An 18500-nucleotide genomic window follows, 5' to 3' on the forward strand; every position below is an offset into this window, starting at 1 on the left:
GGCAGAGCTTGGCCAGATCGCGGCTGGCACTTCATTCATCTCGGCGGCCAGGCGATGCCCCGGTGCGTCCAACCGGGGCATCGCTTGGCCGCAATGCTCTTGACGGACGCCGTCCGCTAGCCGGCCAAGCTCTGCCCCAGCCACCGCTTTTCCTCGCGGCAAAACCTGTCACGCCAGTTCCACCCTACGGCGCGATCGTCACTTTCAGCGGTTCGCTGGCGTAGGTGTACTTCATCACGAAGTTGATCGAGACGTTGGCCATGATCGCGAACTGCTGGCTCTCCACCGGCTTGGCGTCGGCCGCGGCGACGAGCGTGATGTGGCCCTGCGATTGCTCGCCCGATAACAGCGTCTGACTCTGCTTGTCGTCGATCTTCACGCCCGGCGGCAGGCTGTCGCCGTAGATCGAACCCAGGTGCTGGTAGAGCACGTCGAGCGTCACGTTGCCTTTGAATCCCTCGCGGCGCTCGATCGTGACGTCGATCTTCTGCGAGCCGCCCGGCTTGAGATTCACCGTGTTCGTGCTGATCTTCACGCTCTTCAGGTCCATCACGTCGCCCACCGAAACCGTGTGCATGTCGACCGGATAGTGATGCCTTCCGCCGCCCGGCATGTAAATCTCTTGCAGCGGCTGGGCGACCGCCACAAGCTGGCGCGGTGGCTGCGCGGGATCGGCCGAGGCCAGCGACGCCGTGCCGGTGATCTTGATGTTGGCGGCGCCGCGCGCGGCGTCGGCCGCCGCTTGCAGAACGATACAGCCGTCTTTGCCGGCTTCGAGAATGCGGCCACAGCTTGCCGTCACGCCGGGCGGCAGGCCCTCTACGCCCAACTGCACTTCGCCCGTGAAGCCGTTCTTGCGGTAGGCACGCACGAAGATCGCGGCGGACGTGCCGGGGGCCAGCAGCGTTTTGTCGGTGTCGGTGTCGAGCACGAAGAACGGCCCGCTACGGGTCGCGCTCAGGAAGTAAACGAACTGCGGCCCGCCGCGCAAGTGCAGGTCGCGCACCTCAACTACGTATTTGCCGTCGGCCGGAGCGGTCCAGTTTTCCAAGAGCGAGTCGGCGTGGGTGAAGCGGCCCGTGTTCAGGTCGTCGTTCTCCAACAAGGCGCCGCCTTGGGCGTTGAGCACGCGCAGCACGGGGTCGAGCATCGACTGGTTGCGGCGGGCCACGATCTCGAACGAGAAGCGGTCGCCCTTCTTGCACTCGAACTGATAGCAGTCGATGTCTCCCTCCTGCGATATGCGGCCGCTCACGCCGAGAGGCACGGCGATTGGCTGGGCCTCCGCCGCCGTGTTGTTCTCGGCGTCCGACTCGACCGCTTCGGGCAGGCGGCTGACGACCACCGGGGCCGCGTTGGCCGCCGTGCCCGCCAACGGCAGGTTGACCGAGTCGAGACCATCCGGCGTGTCGGGCGGCAGCGTGACCAGCGCCGTCGGGTCGGCCGGCAGATTGAAGCCGATAAGCTGCAAGCGCATGGCTGTACCCGGCGTGACGCGCGAAGGGAAGACGTTGGTCACGAACGGCCGATTGTTCGCTTCGATGACGTATTGCCAGTCGCCGTTTCCCTGATAGCGAACGTCGCGGATTTCGAGAAAGTATTCACCGGCCGCCGCGAAATGGTAATGAAGCAGCGGGTCGGCGAAGAAGTAGTTGTCGCTGGCGGCCAGCACGGTGCCGCTGGCGTTGCGCAGCATGACGATTGGGTCGGAGTGAGTTTGCAGGTCGTGAATCTTGTTCTCGCAGCGCGACGACCAGACGTGGAACGTCCAGTCGCTGTTATCGGGCACCGTGAACTTATAGTAATCGACGTCTTCGGCCTTTTCGAACGCCCCGCACAGCGTGGCTGGCAACGTCACGGCCTGGGCGGCCGATTGCACGTCGTTGGCGGCTTGTTCATAGACGATGGTATCGCGGACCAGCACCAGCGTGCCGACGGTCGAGGCGCCTTGCGGAGTGGCCAGCCGGAAGGTGCGCATGCCCGGCACCGCGTCGGCTGCCGCCGTGAAGCGGACCTTGATCTTCGGCATCTCCGGCTTCTTTTCCATCGGCTTATCATCGGGCTTGGCCTCCGGCGGGACGACTTCGCCCGTCACGCCCGAACCGCTGATAAACACCTGGTAGGCGCCGAACAAGTTGTAGCGTGCCGCGACTTCGCACTCGGTCATGGCCCCGACCTGCACCGCCAGCGGCTTCAGGCCCATCAGCATCGGGTAGGACGTTTGGGCGACGGCGCGCGAGGGAACGAGAGAGACGAAAAGGAGAAGGAGTAGGGTGGGACCAGCGAGCTTGCGAGCGCCGGCCCACCAAAGGCGACGTTGTTTACGGTGGGCCGGCGCTCGCAAGCTCGCTTTTTCCACCCTACACGCCGATGCATAACCGCCAATACCTTTGCTCATCCCTTCACCTCACATACAAAAACTGTTTCGAGTTCAGCAGCGTCCAGAGCAGGTCTTCATAAAATGTCTTGGCGTCGGGACTCTGATCCAAAAACGACTTGCAGGTCGCCAACTCTTCCGGCGTCGGCCGCCGCGAAAACGTCGCCAGATACAACTCGGCGACGTTCTCTTCGAACGGCTTGTTCTCCTTCAACAGCTTCGCCAACCGGCCGTTGCCGTCGGCGATTTTTTGCGAAAGCGTGTCGCCGTTGAGCGTGTGCAACGCCTGCGCGAGATTGGCCTCGCTCGACCGCTCGCACTCGCAAATGCTCACCCGTCGCGGCTTGCCGAACGTCTTGAGAAAATAATCAGGATAGTCGCCGTCGGGCAACTCGATCGCCCGTGAACCGAGCGGCATGTTCTTGAACTTCGTGGTGGTGCCGGTGGCGGCGTTGATGGCGTCCAACATCGGCTCGGCCGCCAAATGCTTCACGTGGAAGTGGCTGTAGAAGCGGTGATCGCTGGCGTTGGCAGGCAACGGCTGCGAATCGAGTTGATACAGCCGCGAGGTCATGATCGTGCGCAGCAATCGCTTGACGTCGAAGCAGCTCTTGGCGAACTCCGCGGCCAAAGCGTCGAGCAGCTCGGCGTTGCTGGCCGGGTTCGTGGCCCGCATGTCGTCGATCGGCTCGACCAGCCCGCGGCCCAAGAGATAGGCCACGTAGCGGTTGACGATATTGCGGCTGAAGAACGGGTTGTCGGGGCTGGTGAGCCATTGGGCCAGCGGCTGGCGGCGATCGGGCGCTTCGGGCACCGGCTGGCCTTCCAGCGGCGTGGGCTTCATGATTTGTCCGGTGCGCGGGTGGCCGATCTCGCCGCCCGAACTGACCAGCACCACCTGCTCGCCGCCGAACAGGCCGAACTCCTGGCTCCCCTTCACGCCCACGCGGGCAAAGAACGCCGCGAAGCTGTAGTAGTCTTCCTGGCCGTACTTCTCGAACGGGTGATGATGGCACTTGGCACACGCCAGCCGCACGCCGAGAAAGAGCTGGCTGGCGGCTTCGGCCCGGTCTTGCGGATTGTTGGCCACGCGAAAGAAATTGGCCGGGCCGCTGGAGTAAACCGAACCCTTGGCCGTGATAATCTCGCGCACGAACAGGTCGAAGGGCTTGTTCTGCCGCAACGAATCGGCGATCCAGTTGTGCAAGGCCCACATGCCCTGCTCGCCGATGCTGGCCGAGTTGCACCGCAGCAGGTCGGCCCACTTCAGCGTCCAGAACGCGGCGTACTGATTGTTGTAAATGTCCTGGGCCGGGTCGCCGGTCAGTCCCAGCAAGCGATCGACCAGCCGCGTGCGCTTATCGGCATCGGTCGCGTCGAGAAACGCCTTGGCTTCTTCGGGCGTGGGCAGCGTGCCGATGGCGTCAAGAAAGGCCCGGCGCAAGAACGCGGCATCGTCGCACAAAGGCGACGGCGGAATGCCCAACTCGCGGAATTTTTGGGCGGCCAGCGCGTCGATGAAGTTATTCTCCGTCCAACCGGCCAGCTCGATGTTCTCGGCGAAAGGCACGATGACCGTACACAAGCCGGCCTGTCCGGCGAACCGCACCATGACGTGCGACTGGCCCTTGCCGCCCGCCGTAAAAAAGCCTTCGGGCGTGACCTTGACCACGCTGTCGTCGAGGCTGTCGAAGCGGCTCCAGCAGGTGACGTCGCGGGTCCTGCCGTCGCTGTAGTCGGCCAGCACTCGAAGCTGCTGGGTCATGCCCGGCTGGCCGAGGCGGCGGGGCGGATAAACCCGCAGCGACTTGACCTGCGGTTCATCCGCCCGCGGCGCGGGCGCTCCGGTCGCCAGCCAGGTTTTCAGCAGTTCATAATCGACGCTGCCGACCGCGAGCCGCTGTCCGCCGCCATGCGGCACGGCCAGTGTCGGCTTCAGCAGAAACAGGCTTCGTTCGGGGTTGAGCATATCGACGCGGCGGGCCTGCCGGTCGCGAGTGATGGCCACGTGGTCTTCGTTCGGGGCGAAGCTGAACACCGAGAGCTTGAAGCCGCCTTTGCCGTATTGGCTGGCGTGGCAGGCCCCGGCATTGCAGCCCGCCTTGTTCAACACCGCCAACACCTGCGACGTGAAGCCGAGCTGCGGTTGGGCCGAAACGCCGCTCACTTTGACGGGCACGGCCACCGTTTCGCCGCCGATGGACACCTGGATGGCCGCCTCGCCGTCGCCCACGGCCAGCAGAAAGCCGGGCCGAAGCACCGAGACCACTTGCGGATTGGTAGACGTATAGCTGGCCTGCGGCGTCACATCGGCGGAGCGTTCGCTCTTGGTGCCGTCGGAATTTCGGGCGGTAAGCACGAGCTGGGCACGGGCGAAGTTGCCTTCGAGCTGGATGCTGGCCGGTTCGACGTCAAACGTAGCGGCCGCGGCGACCTGAGCGGCGGTGATCGGCCCCAACATCAGGCAAGCCAGCAACGCTGGGCCGCGAAGCGGCCGGACTCCATGCGGCAGCACGTGTTCGATTCTCCTTGCTCGGAATGTTCGGCGGCCGTCAGGTGGGAACAGGCGCGGCCGCCAGGCGGGAACGCATCAAGGAGTCATTATGTACTTTGGGCGCCGCTTTGCCAAGCGATTCTTGGCATGCCGGCGCCGACACCTACACTCGCCACCGCGCAGCCAAGTCGGCCACGAAACGCTCATGCTCGGCGGACCGCAAGCCATCCTGCAAGCGGTCGAGAACCTGTCGCAGATTGCCGGCGAGAAGTGCTTTGCCGTCCAGCCAGAGGCCGGGAAATACCCGCGAGCGCCATAGCCCGTCGGCGTCGGGCGGAAAAACGCGGTAGCGGCCGTCAACCAACTCGTGCCAGCGAATCTCTTCCTCGAACAACAGCACGACGAGCTACTCCTGAACGCCCGCAGACTGGTACAGGTCGTATTTGTCGTGCAGGTCATTCGACGCGCTGCTGGCGGAAACCTCGGCCAGAAATTCCAAAGCACCCTGGAAGTAAAGACCTTCGACCCGCGAGCTCCCACCATATTCAGGCAGAATGAGCAGGCTCAGGTCCGGCTGCGGCGCGTCTTCCAGCATCAGCGACGTCGCGTTATTCGCCCCGTCAACGCCCGGCGTCGCCGCTTGATAGACGGCCAGCCAGCCACCGATTCGGCGGTCCATCTTGCCATGATCACCCGACACCGGCGAAGGTATGTAGACTCTCCCGGCTATCAACTCGGCGCGCTTGACCTCGGGTTGGGCTTCCCAACGGCGCAGGAATTCGTCACGCGTCAGATGATCACCGGCCGCCAGGGGGGGGGAACACGCTGTTCGGTTACAATCGCCATAGTGCCATCTCAGATATCATTCTAGTCGCCGGTCCGTGGCCCGACAACGTACACCGATCACCTCAGCCGGTTTCACGCGGCGCGCAAACTCTTGACAGTTTTCGGCGTCGGCCTATAACCCAGTCAGGCGCGCTTCCGGCCACGCTGGCCACGCTTTTTGGTGACGATCGGCATTCAGTTCGCGCGCCCGATACTCACGTTTGCTGGCCGAATCGTTGCCGCTGTACTCACCCACTGGAACCGCTGGTATGCTCCCGCCGGGCCTCAAGCTCGAACAACTTCTTGCGCCCATCGACACCGACTGCTTCTTCCGCGACCGCTGGGAGAAGGAGCCGCTCGTCGTCCGCCGCGGGGATCAGGCCTACTATCGACGACTTTTTTCCCGGCAAGACCTCGATGCCATGATCTACTTCAGCCGTCCGCACTTTGCCGACCTGAGCGCGCTGGAGCCGGTCGCGCCGCGGCCGGCCACCTACCTGCGCGGCGGTCTTGACGATCGACCCACTCCGTCCTTCCACGAGCAGCCCGGCCTGGCCGAGCTGCGGCAGCTCTACGAGCAAGGCAAGAGCGTGGTGATTATGGCCATGCAGCACCGCTGGCCGGCGGTGGCCGAGTTGTGCCGCCAACTCGAAGCGGTGTTTCACTGTCCGGTGCATGCCAACCTTTACCTGACGCCGCCCGGCTCGCAAGGCTTTGCCGCGCATTTCGACACGCACGAGGTGTTCGTCTTGCAACTCGATGGCACGAAGCAATGGCGATTGTTCGGCGCCGCCGAAGAGTTGCCGCTGGCTTCGGACAGCGTCCCGCTCTCGCGCAGGCCGACGAAGCCGACGCAGGAAGTCACGCTCATTGCCGGGGATTTGCTGTATCTTCCGCGCGGTCACATCCACGAGGCCTCGACCTCGGAGGTGGCGAGCTTGCACTTGACGGTGGGCGTCAACGTCTACCGCTGGGCCGATTTGTTGCGGCACGCCCTGCTGTGCCTCAGCCGGCAGGACGTGGAGTTTCGCCGATCGATTCCCGGCGGCGCATTGCCGGACGATCGCAATGAGTTCCAGCGGCAGTTTCGAGCGCTTGTCGAGCGGCTGGCGAGCGAGGCCACGGCCGACGGCCTGTTCGAGCAGGCCAGCGACTCGCTCGCCGATCAGTTCTTCAGACAATTGAAAATGCTCCCTGGCGGTCAACTCGGCGGCCCAGGCGAAGGCGATGAAATCGGTCTCGATACGGTCGTGGAACGAGATGTGCTGGCGATCTGCCGCGTCGTCGAAAATGGCCAGGGAGTCGCCATCGAGTTTCCGGGCAACCGCGTAGGCGGGCCATCTCGCATTGCGTCGGCCCTGAAATTTATGGCCGGCGCCACGCAATTTGCTGTGCGTGAGCTTCCCGACGATCTGGGCGGCGAAGGCAAGCTGGTGCTGGTCCGCCGCCTTGTTCGTGAGGGGCTACTGAAAGTTGTGGGGCGACCTATTTCACCGTCTTTCTTGTCAGGGGCCACTTTTTCGGAGGAGATCCATGCAAGCGACGCTGCAACAAGGAAACTGGCAGAAACAGTGGGGCATGCTCGTGGCCCGGGCCTGGTCTGACGATGAGTTCAAACAACGACTTAAGGACGACCCGGCCGCCGTCTTGGAGCAAGAGGGCATCGACGTCCCGCTTGGCGTGCGGTTGAATGTGGTCGAAGACACCGACGAAGTTTGCCACTTGGTTCTGCCGCCCAGTCCCGCGGGCGATTTGATCGACGAAGAGCTGACCGCGTCGATCGGATTCGATTCTTTCTCGGGCGGGTGCGGATTGTGCGGCTGCGGCGGTTGTGGGTGTGGTTGCCGCCGTTGCGGTTGCTTCGGTGACGACTCGTAACATGCTTACTCGACCGAGCTTCAAGCCCCACTTGCGCGTCGCGGTTGTGCCGGAGGAAGGCGTGTTCGTCTTGTCCGGCGCCAACGAGACACTGCTGCGCGGGCGGCTCTATGAGCTCGTCGCGCCGCATCTCGACGGCCGCTCGGCGGACGAAATCTGCGATCGGGTCGCGCCGCGCGCGTCGGCCGCGCAGGTCTATTTCACCGTCGCGCAATTGGAGAAGAAGGGATTCCTGGCAGAAGCCTGCGACGAGTTGCCGCGCGAAGAGGCCGCCTGGTGGTCGATGCAGCAGATCGACCCGCTTGCGGCCTCGCGCCGGCTGGCGGCGGTCGGCGTGAGCATCGAAGGGGCCGGCACGGAGGTCGGCCCGCTCGCAAGCGCGCTTGCGGCGGCAGGCGTGCGGGTGCAAGAGGGAGGCGATTTGGACGTAGTGCTGGCCGATCATTATATGCAGCCGCAACTCGCGGCGCGCAACGAAGCGGCTTTGGCCAGCGGCCGGCCGTGGCTGCTGGTCAAACCCGTCGGCCGGCAACTCTGGCTTGGTCCGCTCATTCGGCCTGGCGTCACCGGCTGTTGGAAGTGCCTGGCCGAACGATTGCGCTCCAACCGGGCGGTGGAAAGTTACGTTTTCCAACGGTTCGCTGACGAGCAAGCGGCACCAGCAGCGGGCGATGCGAACTTGATCGAGCAGGCCGGCACAGCGGGCAGCCGGCAGGTGGCTTGCGCGCTGGTGGCCGAAACCATCGCCTCGTGGGTTGTGCGGGGCGAGCTGCCGGAGTGCGAGGGGAAAATCCGCACGTTCGATCTGGTTTCGTGGCAAGTCGAGACGCACACGCTGACGCGCTTGCCCTACTGCCCGGCCTGCGGCAAGCCGGCCAACGGCGACGTGAGCCACTTTCAACCACCGCGGCTTGAAAGCCGCCAAAAGCGGTTCGTGCGCGACGGCGGACATCGCGCCGTCGGTCCCGACGTCACGCTTGAGCGCTTTCGGCATCACATCAGCCCGATCACCGGGGCGGTGTCGATGCTCGAGCGGAGCAGTCCCAGCGACGATGGAGTGATGCACGTGTATCTCTCGGGGCACAATCTGGCCCGCCGGCACCACAGCCTGGGGCAGCTTCGCGGCGACCTGCGCAACATGAGTGCGGGCAAAGGGACGACCGACGTCCAAGCCAAGGCCAGCGGACTTTGCGAGGGGCTGGAGCGCCATTCGGGCGTCTTTCGCGGCGACGAGCCGCGCCGACTTGCCCGGTTGAGCGACTTGGGCGAATCGGGCATCGACCCGCGCACGTGCCTGCTGTTCAGCCCGCGGCAATATGGCCGGCGCGACGAGTGGAACCGGAACAGCACGCCGTACAACTTCGTGCCGCTGCCGTTTGATGCCGAGGCCGAATGGGAATGGTCGCCCGTCTGGTCGCTGAGCCGCCAAGAGGTGTGCTGGCTGCCGACGGCCTTCTGTTATTACGACTACCCGCTGCCGAAAGACAAGCAATTCTGCCTGGCCTGCTCCAACGGCAATGCCGCCGGCAACACGCTGGAAGAAGCGGTGCTGCAAGGTTTTTTGGAGCTGGTCGAGCGCGACAGTGTGGCCTTGTGGTGGTACAGCCGTGTCCAGCGGCCCGGCGTCGATCTGGCAAGCTTCCACGAGCCCTATCTCAGCGAGCTCGGCGACTACCTCGCCACGCGCGGCCGGGAGATGGCGGCGCTCGATCTGACGGCGGACTTGCAGATACCGGTCTTCGCGGCCTGGTCGCGGCGGACCGACGGCCCGCCTGAAGAGATCGTGATCGGCTTCGGCGCTCATCTCGATGCGCGGATCGCCTTGCTCCGCGCGGTGACGGAGATGAACCAGATGCTGAGTTACGTTTTGCAGGTCCCGCGGGAGCAAGTCTACAACGAACGCCTCACCGACGAAGAGACGGTGCGCTGGCTGAAGACGGCGACGATGGAGAACCAGCCGTATTTGATGCCGGCCGAGCAGTCTCGGCCGCGGAGGCTCGACGATTACCGGGCGGTGACGAACGACGATCTTCTGGACGACGTTCGCCATTGCCAGTCGCTGGTCGAGCGGCGGGGACTGCAAATGCTGGTGCTGGACCAGACCCGGCCGGAGATTGGCCTGCCGGTGGTCAAGGTGGTCGTACCGGGGCTGCGCCACTTTTGGGCCCGTTTTGCGCCCGGCCGGCTGTTCGAGGTTCCCGTGGAGCTTGGTTGGCTGGAGCGCCGGCTGGGCGAAGAAGAGCTGAATCCGGTCCCCATGTTCTTGTGATCGATCGAGGCGCGCCTTGCCTGCAACTATGAAATTATCGTGGCACGAGCGGGTTTCGCTCTCGGCGAACGACGGAGAGGTCGTCGTGTCGGGTCCGCGATCGCGGCTGGCGTTGCGACGCCTCAGTGCGGAAGTGGTCGATGCCATGCGGCGATTGACGCCGCCGGGCGAAGACGCCGACCTGTTGAGCGAGACCGTGATGACGAGCGGTGGTTCCGGCTCATTGGCGCACTGGCTGTATTGCCTCGAAGAGTTGGACCAACGAGGCCTGGTGCGGAAGACGCTTTTTGCCGGCGATCGGCCGTTGGCGACCGTCGTTCCGCTCGGCCGGCCGGTGACGGTTCCGAATGGACGTGCCACATCGCATGGCTTACACACACGCTACCACCTTTCCCGCTTCGCCTATCTTCGCCGCGACGAAGACCAAATGGTGCTCGAATCGCCATTGGCGCACGCCAAAATCGTGATGCACGATGCGCGGGGCGTGGCGCTGGTTGCGGCTCTGGCGGCGAAATCGTCGCTTGCCGATTTAGAGCATCTGGAACTGCTGCCCTCGGACGCCCTGCGGCGACTTGTTGCGCTGCTGGCAGAGACACAAATCATCGACCGGGCCGACGAGGATCCCAATCGCACGGACAGCTCGCCGCTGGACACATGGGAGTTCCACGACCTGCTGTTCCACAGCCGCAGCCGTCGAGGCCGCAGCGACGCGCCGTTTGGCGCCACCTTTCGCTTCGCGCAGCGACCACCGCCGCCAGCGATAAAGAGCGTTGTCGGGCCGCCCTTACGCCAGCCTTCTCCCGGAGGGAGCGGCAGATCAGACGCGCTGTTCCGTCCCGACCTGCGGCAGCTCGAGCGCGACGACCCGCCGCTGGCCCTGGTGCAAGAGCGGCGACGCTCGGTCCGCGAATATGCGACGCAGCCCGTCACCGACCGGCAACTTGGCGAGTTCCTGTATCGCGTGGCGCGAGTCAAGGAGCGGCGGCAGGTGCAGATGCCGACGGCGTCGGGCAACGTCGCCGTCGAGTTGGCCACGCGTCCCTATCCTGCCGGCGGCGCTCTCTATGAGTTGGAGTTTTACGTGGCGGTCCGAAATTGCCGCGGACTGGAAAGCGGGCTGCACTACTACGACCCACTCGAACATCGCCTGCTGGCGATGGATGCGGACCGCCGCGCCACCCACGCGTTGCTGGACGAAGCCGCCGCCTCGGCCGGCATCGAACCGGCGACGGTGCAGGTGCTGATCGTCTTGGCGGCGCGCTTCGAGCGCCTGGCCTGGAAATATCAGTCGATCGCCTACGCCTTGACGCTCAAGCACGTGGGCGTGGTTTATCAAACGATGTACCTGGCCGCCACGGCCATGGGGCTTGCGCCGTGTGCTCTGGGCTGCGGCGACTCGGAGGTCTTTGCCCGCGCGTCGGGCAATGCTTACTGCACGGAGACGTCGGTGGGCGAGTTTCTTTTAGGGAGCAGAGCGAGTTGATTTCAAAAACCCCTGTTTCAAAGTGAGGAGGTATCGAATGCGGTGGTTCATTACTTCGTTGGCGAGTGTGATGTTGTTTGCCGCCTGGGTGGCTGCCGCGCCGGCCGCCGACAAACTGGTGCCCGAAGAGGGCGCCACTGAAGTCATGCTGCTCTTGCAGCCGGCGGTCTGCGACGACTTGAAGCTCTCGAAAGACGAGCGTGACAAGATCCACAAGTTCGCCTCGGCGCAATGGGAGAAGGCCCAGAAAGTAAGCAAGCTGGGCGAAAACGAGCGCGATCGTGAATTCAAGGAAATGACGAAAGACAACGAGCGGTTTTTGAAAGACACGCTGACCGCGGACCAGCGCAAGCGGTTCGATCAGATTCTGTTGCAGGTGGCGGGCCTGCTCTGGGTGACGCGGCCCGAAATCGCCTCGAAGCTCAACCTTTCGGCCGACCAGAAGAAACGGGCCAAAGAGCTGCAACAGGAGGCCCGCCACGAAATGGAAGAGCTGATCCATTCGACCAGCGACGAAAAAAAGGAGCAAGAGCTGCAAGAGCTGCGAGCGACGAGCCGCAAGCGGCTGATGTCGCTGCTTTCCGACGAGCAGAAGTCGAAGTGGAAAGAAATGCGCGGCGAGCCGCTGAAGGGCGAGATTTACTTCGCCGCGGGCGGCCGGTAGCCGCAGTAGATGCAAAGGGTGGGAGCGAGCCAGTCTGCCATGACTGACGGCACCGGTGTATCCTTTAGGTGAAGGAAACCTACATGCCTGCTCTCCGAATGGCACTGCGAAAGCACTCCTGGAAACATCGGCTGGCGGCGCTGGCCCTGGGTTGCTGCCTGGCCTTGCTGTTGGCCGAGGTGGTGGGCATCAACGACGTCGGCAACCTGGAAGCGAACCACTGGGACCAGGACCTGCTCGCTCACGGGGGTGCCGACGACGCCTGGCCGACGCGAATCGTGCGAAAGTTGGCCGATTACAGCGCGGTCGTCGCCTTGGGAGTGAACCTTCGCCGGCATCGCGCCGCACGAACGTTGGGGCTCGTACACGCCACCATGCTGCACGATCCGATTTCGTCGGAAACCGCCCAGCCGCCCAGCGACGAAGAGCGGCGCAAGGAGCTCGACCGGCATCGCTCCGAGTTTCTGCCGGGCTACGAATCGCGGCTGCGCCAGCTCGTGAACATGACGCGCGAGTTTGGCAGCGAGCCGGTGCTGTTGACGCAACCGCTGCTCTGCGGGACCGGTCGCGATGACGTGACCGGCGCCGATTTAGCGACGATCCAGGCAGGCGATTTCGACGGGGCGACCAAGTGGGATGTGCTCGAACTCTATAATGACGTTACGCGACAGGTCGCCGAGCAGGAATCCGTCCTGATGATCGACCTGGCGGGGCGGTTGCCGAAAAGTTCCCGCTATTTCTACGACTGGCTGCACTACACCAACGCCGGCGCCGAGGCGGTGGCGGCGTTGATCGACGACGAGCTTGCGCCCTGGCTGGCCGAGCGGTATTCCAAAAAATAACGATCACCCCCGGTTGACAGACGGCGGCTGAAATTCTAGGATCATCGGTTCGCCCATAAACTGGGCGAATTAGTGATGGTTTGAAGTCGAGGGTCTCAAGGAGTCAGCGTGGCCGGGCATTCGAACGAGGTAATTCGCATCCGCATGGAAGCCTACGACCATTCCGTGCTGGACCAAAGCGCCGCCGAAATCGTCGATACGGCCAAGCGAACCGGTTCGGAAGTCCACGGTCCGATTCCCTTGCCGACCCGCATCGAACGCTACACCGTGCTTTCCAGTCCCCACGTCGACAAGAAAGCCCGGCAGCAGTTCGAGATTCGCACGCACAAACGGCTGATCGACATCGTGCAGTCGACGGCCAAGACAATCGAGGCTTTGAACAAGCTGAGCTTGCCGGCGGGCGTCGACATCAAGATCAAGGCTTCCAGCCGTCACTAAGTGTTGTCCGGACAACGGACCACAGACCACGGACCAACGAATGAAACGGACGCCGCACGGGTAACTTGCGGTTTTGACTGCAAACTCCCGGTTGGGCAACGAGATCACAGGCATAGCGATGGCAATTGGATTACTCGGCCGCAAGGTCGGGATGACGCAGATATTTGATGATTCGGGAGCCATGATTCCCGTCACGGTCATCCAGGCTGGCCCCTGCCATGTGTTGCAGCTTCGTACCGCCGACCGCGACGGCTATGAAGCGATCCAGTTGGGCTTAGGCGACAAGCCGCGCCGACTCGCCAGTCGCAGCCAACGTGGTCATGTTGCCAAGCTCGACAGCAAGCGTGCCCGCCGCCGCACCACAGGCGGAGTCGAGTTGCCCGAACGGGCCAATTGCGAGCCGAAACGTTTTGTCCGCGAGTTGCTCGAGCCGGCCACGGCCTACACGGTCGGCCAGGAATTGTCGGTGGCCGTGTTCGAGGGCGTGGGCGCCGTCGACGTGACCGGCATCTCCAAGGGACGCGGAACGTCGGGCGTCATCAAGCGGCACAAGTTTCGCGGCCAGCGCGCCACTCACGGCGTGAAGAAGGTGCATCGCCATTCCGGCTCGACCGGCTGCAACACCTTTCCGCACCGCGTGTTCAAGGGCCGCCGCATGGCCGGCCGCTACGGCAACGAACAGAGCACGATGCGGAATTTGAAGGTCGTGCGCCTGGAGGCCGAGAATCACCTGTTGCTGGTCCGCGGCGCGGTGCCGGGTCCGAACGGCGGATATGTCGTGATCCGGCAAACCAATAGCATTTAACGACGGGGTCGTAACCAATGGCTACTTTGCCCATTTACAATCGCAGCGGTGAGCAGGTCGGAAGCTACGAGCTCGACCCGGCGGTGCTTGCGCCGCACATCAACAAGCAGTTGCTGCACGACGTGGTGGTGATGTACCAGTCGAACCTTCGCCTCGGCACCGCCAAGTCGAAGAGCCGTGGCGAAGTGGCCGGCACGACGAAGAAGATGTACCGGCAGAAAGGGACCGGCAACGCTCGTGCCGGCTCTCGGCGCAGCGGCATCCGCCGTGGCGGAGGGCACATTTTCGCCAAGCGGCCGCGAGATTGGACCTATCGGCTTCCGCGCAAGGCGCTGCAAGTTGCCACGCGCATGGCCTTGGCCGCCAAAATTCGCGATGACGAGCTGGTGGTGATCGACGACCTGGCCTTCACGGCGCCCAAGACCAAGGAGATGGCGGGCATCTTGAAGGCCCTGAATTGCCATAACACGAGCCTGTTGGTGGCCACCGCCGCCTACGACGCCAATGTTTACAAGAGTGCCCGAAACATCGATCGAGTGTCGGTGTCGCCGGTCTCCGACTTGAACGCTCTGGCGCTGTTGACGCCGCGCAAAGTGCTGGTCACCAAGGCGGCCCTCGATGCCATCCGGCGAAAGGCCGAAGGTCAAGGCGGTGCCGAAGGTCGAGGGGGGGCCGAAGGTCGAGGGGGGGCCGAAACCGCCAGCAACCAGCCGGTCGAGAGTCCATGAGGTGTGAATCATGAGTACCGCAGCAGACAATCAGACCGCCGGGCAAACGACCGGCGAGGGAATACTTCTCGATCCGCACCAGGTGATTCTACGGCCGCTGGTGACGGAAAAGGGAATGCACCGTTCCACGCGCTACAACGCTTATTCATTCGAGGTGAATCGCCTGGCGACGAAGGACGACATTCGCCATGCGGTGGAATCGCTGTTCAACGTGAAAGTGATCCACGTGCGCACGATCAACCGCAAAGGCAAGCCGCGACGCACGCGGTATCGCAACGCTCACACGAAGGACTGGAAGAAGGCCATCGTGAAGCTCGACCCCGAACACCGGATTGACTTCTTCTAATCACCCTGCGACTGGCCTGCAAACAACGATCAAATGGGAATTCGCCGATACAAGCCGACCACGCCGGGACGCCGCGGAGCGAGCGTGAGCGATTTTGCCGAGTTGACGCCGGGCGTCAAGCCGGAAAAAACGTTGCTCGTGCCGAAGAGGCGCAAAGGCGGCCGCAACAACCAGGGCTGCATTACCGCCCGGCATCGGGGCGGCGGCCACAAGCGGGCCTACCGACTGATCGACTTCCGCCGCAACAAGGACGGCGTGCCCGCACGGGTCCATTCGATCGAATACGATCCCAACCGCAGCGCGCGGATTGCGCTGTTGCACTATGTCGACGGTGAGAAGCGATACATCCTCGCCCCCAACGGCCTGAAGCCGGGGGCGGAAGTGATGAGCGGCCCCGAAGCGCCGCCGGCCGTCGGCAACTGCTTGCCGCTGAGGAACATTCCGATGGGCATGACGATCCACAACATCGAATTGCAACCTGGGCGGGGCGGCGTGCTTTGCCGGTCGGCGGGCACGGCGGCCGTGCTGGCCGCCCGCGACGCCAATTGGGCGCAGATCACGTTGCCCAGTGGGGAGATTCGCCGCGTGCCGGCGGCCTGCCGGGCGACCGTGGGCAGCACCGGCAACTCCGACCACATGAACATTGTGTTGGGCAAAGCGGGGCGCAAGCGGTGGATGGGGCGGCGGCCTCACGTGCGCGGCACGTGCATGAACCCCATCGACCACCCGCACGGCGGAGGCGAGGGGCGCACCAAGGGCGGACGCCATCCCGTCAGCCCGACGGGCAAACTCGCGAAGGGCGGCCGCACGCGAAAGCGACGCAAGCCATCCAACTCGGCAATCGTCCGCCGCCGTCGCTCGCGTCGTTATGGACAACTAAAGATATAAGAGGGTTCAGGGTTCAGGGTTCAGAGTCCCTGGCCCCGCTGAACCCTGAACCCTGAACCCTGAACCCTGAACCCTGCCTAAATGGGACGCTCACTAAAAAAAGGCCCCTTCATCAACCCCAAATTGTTCTTGAAGGTGCAAAAGCTCAACGATGCGGGAAATAAGCTGCCGGTGAAGACCTGGGCGCGTGCGTGTACGATCGTGCCTGAATTCGTCGGACACACGTTCATGGTTCACAACGGCAAGATACACATGAAGGTGTTTGTGACCGAAGACATGGTGGGTCACAAGCTGGGCGAGTTTGCCCCCACGCGCACGTTTCGCGGACACGGCGGCAAGGGACAAAAGAAGTAATTGGTCAGTTGTCCGTGGTGCGTGGCATGCGGACCGCGAATTACGAACCAACTGGCAACGGACGACGGACCACGGACAACGGACAACATGGCATACGAAGCAACACACCGGTTCGCTCGGATCAGTGCCCGAAAGGTGCGCCCGCTGGCCGATTTGATTCGCGGAAAGCACGCCGACGAAGCACTTGAGATTTTGCGCTATCAGCCGCAGCGCGGCGCGCGGCTGTTGGAAAAGGTGCTCAAGAGCGCCTTGGGGAACGCGGAGGACCGCCGGGCACAGAACCTTCAGAACCTGGTTGTCGTCGACGTGCGGATCGACGGTGGCCCGATGTTCAAGCGCATCCGGCCGCGGGCGCGCGGCATGGCGTTTATGATCAAAAAGCGAATGAGCCACATCCGCGTGGCCGTGGACGACGTCAAATGGTGAGTCACTGTGGCCGGCGCGAACTCCTGAACCCTGAACCCCGAACCCCGAACCCCGAACCCTCACATGGGCCAAAAAGTACATCCCACCGGCTTTCGCGTCGGCATCATGACCGGCTGGAAGAGCCGCTGGTACGCCTCCAAGCAGGAGTTCAGCGAGCTGTTGCTCGAAGACTTCAAGCTGCGGAAATTCATCAAAGAGAAATACCGGTTTGCGGGCATTCCGCGGATCGATATCGAGCGGACGCGCGACGAAGTGAAGGTGGTGCTGCACGCCGCCCGGCCCGGCATCATCATCGGCCGCAAAGGGCAGGAGGTCGAACGCCTGCAGGGCGAGATGCAGAACCTGGTGGGGCGGCGGATCAACATCAAGATCGAGGAGATCAACCGGCCGGAAATTATGGCCCAGCTTGTGGCCGAAGACATTGCCGAGCAGCTTTCCAAGCGGGCCAGCTTCCGGCGCACCATGAAGCGGGCCATCGAGCAGACGATGGAAGCGGGCGCCAAGGGAATCAAGATTCAATTGGCCGGCCGCCTGGGCGGTTCGGAAATGGCCCGCCGCGAAAAGCAAATCTCCGGCGCGATGCCGCTTTCGACATTGCGGGCGAAAATCGACTACGGGTTTACCGAAGCCAAGACCGCGCAGGGGCACATCGGAGTGCAGGTCTGGGTCAATCAAGGCATGTATCAAGAGGAAGATATCCATGGCGCTGATGCCCAAGAGGGTCAAGCACCGAAAAAGCCAAAGAGGACGTATAAGAGGTGAGGCCACGCGCGGCAACCGCGTCGTGTTCGGCGATTTCGGCCTGCAAGCCATGCAGGCCGGCTGGATCAGCGCCAACACGATCGAGGCCGGCCGCATCAGCGCGCAGCAATATCTGCGCACCGAGGGCCGACTCTATATCCGCATCTTTCCCCATAAGCCCATCACCTCCATTCCCTTGGAAACCCGCATGGGCAAGGGAAAAGGCGAGCCGGAGTATTGGGCCGCGGTGGTCAAGCCGGGCACGGTGCTGTATGAAATCGCGGGCGTATCGGAAGAGGCCGCGCGGATTTGCTTCCGCCGCCTGGCCCACAAGATGCCCGTGAAGGTGCGGTTTATTCGAAGAAGGACAATGTAGGAGACTAGGCGTCAGGCATCAGGTGTCAGGCGTCAGGAATAATCTGCTTTCCTGACGCCCGACGCCCGACGCCTGACGCCTGCAAAACCATGACCAAGGCCACTGAACTACGCGAAATGAGCGACGAACAGTTGCGGCTCACGCTCAATGAAACCGCCGAGAACCTGTTCCGGCTGCGCATCAGGTCGCAGACCGAACGGCTCGATGCGCCGAGCGAGCTGCGCAAGCAACGCCGGTTGATCGCCCGGATCAAGACGATTCAGACCGAGCGCGCTCGAAAAGGGACCCTCTGATGCCCAAGCGAATCGAAACCGGAATTGTGACCAGCGACAAGGCGCGCAAAAGCCGCCGCGTGGAGATTCCACGCCTGGTGAAACATAAGAAGTACGGCAAATATCTCCGTCGCCGCACGGTGTGCCACGTTCACGACGACAAGGAAGAGTCGCACGCCGGCGACACCGTCGAAATCGTCGAATGCGCGCCGAAGTCGAAGCTCAAACGTTGGGAGTTGGTACGGGTGGTGAAAAAGAGCCAGGCCGTCGACGTGGCGGCCCTGCGGGCTGCCA

At 63.3% G+C, this 18500-nt stretch carries 20 protein-coding genes and 1 pseudogene; 17 read left to right on the forward strand and 4 right to left on the reverse strand.

Annotated elements, in window-relative coordinates:
* Positions 1-184: 184 nt before the first annotated feature.
* The 4 genes from VNH11_09405 to VNH11_09420 form a co-directional block, all read right to left on the reverse strand.
* Positions 185-2203, reverse strand: a complete 2019-nt coding sequence (locus VNH11_09405) for a hypothetical protein (GenBank protein ID HVA46577.1) — start codon at positions 2201-2203, stop codon at positions 185-187.
* Between the two features lie 199 nt (positions 2204-2402).
* On the reverse strand, positions 2403-4892 hold the full coding sequence (locus VNH11_09410) for a DUF1549 and DUF1553 domain-containing protein (GenBank protein HVA46578.1): 2490 nt from the start codon (positions 4890-4892) through the stop codon (positions 2403-2405).
* Between the two features lie 142 nt (positions 4893-5034).
* Positions 5035-5271, reverse strand: coding sequence for a hypothetical protein (locus VNH11_09415; GenBank protein HVA46579.1), 237 nt, complete (start codon positions 5269-5271; stop codon positions 5035-5037).
* 6 nt (positions 5272-5277) lie between these two features.
* Positions 5278-5730, reverse strand: a complete 453-nt coding sequence (locus tag VNH11_09420; GenBank protein HVA46580.1) for a Uma2 family endonuclease — start codon at positions 5728-5730, stop codon at positions 5278-5280.
* Between the two features lie 235 nt (positions 5731-5965).
* Between VNH11_09420 and VNH11_09425 the strand changes: the two genes are divergently transcribed.
* The 17 genes and pseudogenes from VNH11_09425 to rpsQ all read left to right on the forward strand — a co-directional run bounded on the left by VNH11_09425 (position 5966) and on the right by rpsQ (position 18466).
* Entirely contained in the window at positions 5966-7300 is a 1335-nt protein-coding gene (locus VNH11_09425) for a cupin domain-containing protein (GenBank protein ID HVA46581.1), read from the forward strand.
* On the forward strand, positions 7230-7574 hold the full coding sequence (locus tag VNH11_09430; GenBank protein HVA46582.1) for an NHLP leader peptide family RiPP precursor: 345 nt from the start codon (positions 7230-7232) through the stop codon (positions 7572-7574). The genes VNH11_09425 and VNH11_09430 overlap by 71 nt, the downstream gene beginning before the upstream one ends.
* Before the next feature lies 1 nt (position 7575).
* Positions 7576-9843 carry a TOMM precursor leader peptide-binding protein gene (locus tag VNH11_09435; GenBank protein ID HVA46583.1) on the forward strand — a complete coding sequence of 756 codons (2268 nt, stop codon included), beginning with the start codon at positions 7576-7578 and terminating at the stop codon, positions 9841-9843.
* Between the two features lie 28 nt (positions 9844-9871).
* Positions 9872-11326 carry a SagB family peptide dehydrogenase gene (locus VNH11_09440; protein HVA46584.1) on the forward strand — a complete coding sequence of 485 codons (1455 nt, stop codon included), beginning with the start codon at positions 9872-9874 and terminating at the stop codon, positions 11324-11326.
* A gap of 37 nt (positions 11327-11363) precedes the next feature.
* Positions 11364-11990 carry a hypothetical protein gene (locus tag VNH11_09445; GenBank protein ID HVA46585.1) on the forward strand — a complete coding sequence of 209 codons (627 nt, stop codon included), beginning with the start codon at positions 11364-11366 and terminating at the stop codon, positions 11988-11990.
* An 83-nt stretch (positions 11991-12073) separates the two neighbouring features.
* Positions 12074-12832 (forward strand): hypothetical protein, encoded by a 759-nt coding sequence (locus VNH11_09450; protein HVA46586.1) that lies wholly within the window; start codon positions 12074-12076, stop codon positions 12830-12832.
* 108 nt (positions 12833-12940) lie between these two features.
* Positions 12941-13270, forward strand: a complete 330-nt coding sequence (rpsJ, locus tag VNH11_09455) for a 30S ribosomal protein S10 (GenBank protein HVA46587.1) — start codon at positions 12941-12943, stop codon at positions 13268-13270.
* 151 nt (positions 13271-13421) lie between these two features.
* A complete protein-coding gene (gene rplC, locus VNH11_09460; protein ID HVA46588.1) occupies positions 13422-14075 on the forward strand; it encodes a 50S ribosomal protein L3 in 654 nt (217 codons plus the stop codon).
* A gap of 17 nt (positions 14076-14092) precedes the next feature.
* On the forward strand, positions 14093-14803 hold the full coding sequence (gene rplD / locus VNH11_09465; GenBank protein HVA46589.1) for a 50S ribosomal protein L4: 711 nt from the start codon (positions 14093-14095) through the stop codon (positions 14801-14803).
* Positions 14804-14813: 10 nt separating this feature from the next.
* Positions 14814-15149 carry a 50S ribosomal protein L23 gene (gene rplW, locus VNH11_09470; protein HVA46590.1) on the forward strand — a complete coding sequence of 112 codons (336 nt, stop codon included), beginning with the start codon at positions 14814-14816 and terminating at the stop codon, positions 15147-15149.
* Positions 15150-15182: 33 nt separating this feature from the next.
* Positions 15183-16037 carry a 50S ribosomal protein L2 gene (rplB, locus tag VNH11_09475; protein HVA46591.1) on the forward strand — a complete coding sequence of 285 codons (855 nt, stop codon included), beginning with the start codon at positions 15183-15185 and terminating at the stop codon, positions 16035-16037.
* Positions 16038-16118: 81 nt separating this feature from the next.
* Positions 16119-16391 (forward strand): 30S ribosomal protein S19, encoded by a 273-nt coding sequence (gene rpsS, locus VNH11_09480; protein ID HVA46592.1) that lies wholly within the window; start codon positions 16119-16121, stop codon positions 16389-16391.
* Between the two features lie 87 nt (positions 16392-16478).
* Positions 16479-16817 carry a 50S ribosomal protein L22 gene (gene rplV, locus VNH11_09485; GenBank protein HVA46593.1) on the forward strand — a complete coding sequence of 113 codons (339 nt, stop codon included), beginning with the start codon at positions 16479-16481 and terminating at the stop codon, positions 16815-16817.
* A gap of 63 nt (positions 16818-16880) precedes the next feature.
* Positions 16881-17579, forward strand: a complete 699-nt coding sequence (rpsC, locus tag VNH11_09490; protein ID HVA46594.1) for a 30S ribosomal protein S3 — start codon at positions 16881-16883, stop codon at positions 17577-17579.
* The gene (rplP, locus tag VNH11_09495; GenBank protein ID HVA46595.1) at positions 17518-17934 is read left to right on the forward strand and encodes a 50S ribosomal protein L16; all 417 of its coding nucleotides are present in this window, start codon (positions 17518-17520) and stop codon (positions 17932-17934) included. The genes rpsC and rplP overlap by 62 nt, the downstream gene beginning before the upstream one ends.
* 89 nt (positions 17935-18023) lie before the next feature.
* Positions 18024-18227, forward strand: a complete 204-nt coding sequence (gene rpmC / locus VNH11_09500; GenBank protein HVA46596.1) for a 50S ribosomal protein L29 — start codon at positions 18024-18026, stop codon at positions 18225-18227.
* Positions 18227-18466, forward strand: a pseudogene (rpsQ, locus tag VNH11_09505) (30S ribosomal protein S17). The gene rpmC and the pseudogene rpsQ overlap by 1 nt, the downstream one beginning before the upstream one ends.
* The last annotated feature ends 34 nt before the right edge of the window (positions 18467-18500 follow it).

This window comes from Pirellulales bacterium, from assembly GCA_035533075.1.
GTDB lineage: Bacteria > Planctomycetota > Planctomycetia > Pirellulales > JAICIG01 > DASSFG01.

Bases quoted from the DNA above. Each gene is read 5' to 3' on its own strand.
- VNH11_09425 (HVA46581.1), top strand. From the start codon at position 5,966: ATGCTCCCGCCGGGCCTCAAGCTCGAACAACTTCTTGCGCCCATCGAC.
- rpsS (HVA46592.1), top strand. From the start codon at position 16,119: ATGGGACGCTCACTAAAAAAAGGCCCCTTCATCAACCCCAAATTGTTC.
- rplD (HVA46589.1), top strand. From the start codon at position 14,093: ATGGCTACTTTGCCCATTTACAATCGCAGCGGTGAGCAGGTCGGAAGC.
- rpmC (HVA46596.1), top strand. From the start codon at position 18,024: ATGACCAAGGCCACTGAACTACGCGAAATGAGCGACGAACAGTTGCGG.
- VNH11_09435 (HVA46583.1), top strand. From the start codon at position 7,576: ATGCTTACTCGACCGAGCTTCAAGCCCCACTTGCGCGTCGCGGTTGTG.
- rpsC (HVA46594.1), top strand. From the start codon at position 16,881: ATGGGCCAAAAAGTACATCCCACCGGCTTTCGCGTCGGCATCATGACC.
- VNH11_09450 (HVA46586.1), top strand. From the start codon at position 12,074: ATGCCTGCTCTCCGAATGGCACTGCGAAAGCACTCCTGGAAACATCGG.
- rplP (HVA46595.1), top strand. From the start codon at position 17,518: ATGGCGCTGATGCCCAAGAGGGTCAAGCACCGAAAAAGCCAAAGAGGA.
- VNH11_09430 (HVA46582.1), top strand. From the start codon at position 7,230: ATGCAAGCGACGCTGCAACAAGGAAACTGGCAGAAACAGTGGGGCATG.
- VNH11_09445 (HVA46585.1), top strand. From the start codon at position 11,364: ATGCGGTGGTTCATTACTTCGTTGGCGAGTGTGATGTTGTTTGCCGCC.
- VNH11_09405 (HVA46577.1), bottom strand. From the start codon at position 2,203: ATGGGCCTGAAGCCGCTGGCGGTGCAGGTCGGGGCCATGACCGAGTGC.
- rplC (HVA46588.1), top strand. From the start codon at position 13,422: ATGACGCAGATATTTGATGATTCGGGAGCCATGATTCCCGTCACGGTC.
- rplV (HVA46593.1), top strand. From the start codon at position 16,479: ATGGCATACGAAGCAACACACCGGTTCGCTCGGATCAGTGCCCGAAAG.
- rplW (HVA46590.1), top strand. From the start codon at position 14,814: ATGAGTACCGCAGCAGACAATCAGACCGCCGGGCAAACGACCGGCGAG.
- rplB (HVA46591.1), top strand. From the start codon at position 15,183: ATGGGAATTCGCCGATACAAGCCGACCACGCCGGGACGCCGCGGAGCG.
- VNH11_09440 (HVA46584.1), top strand. From the start codon at position 9,872: ATGAAATTATCGTGGCACGAGCGGGTTTCGCTCTCGGCGAACGACGGA.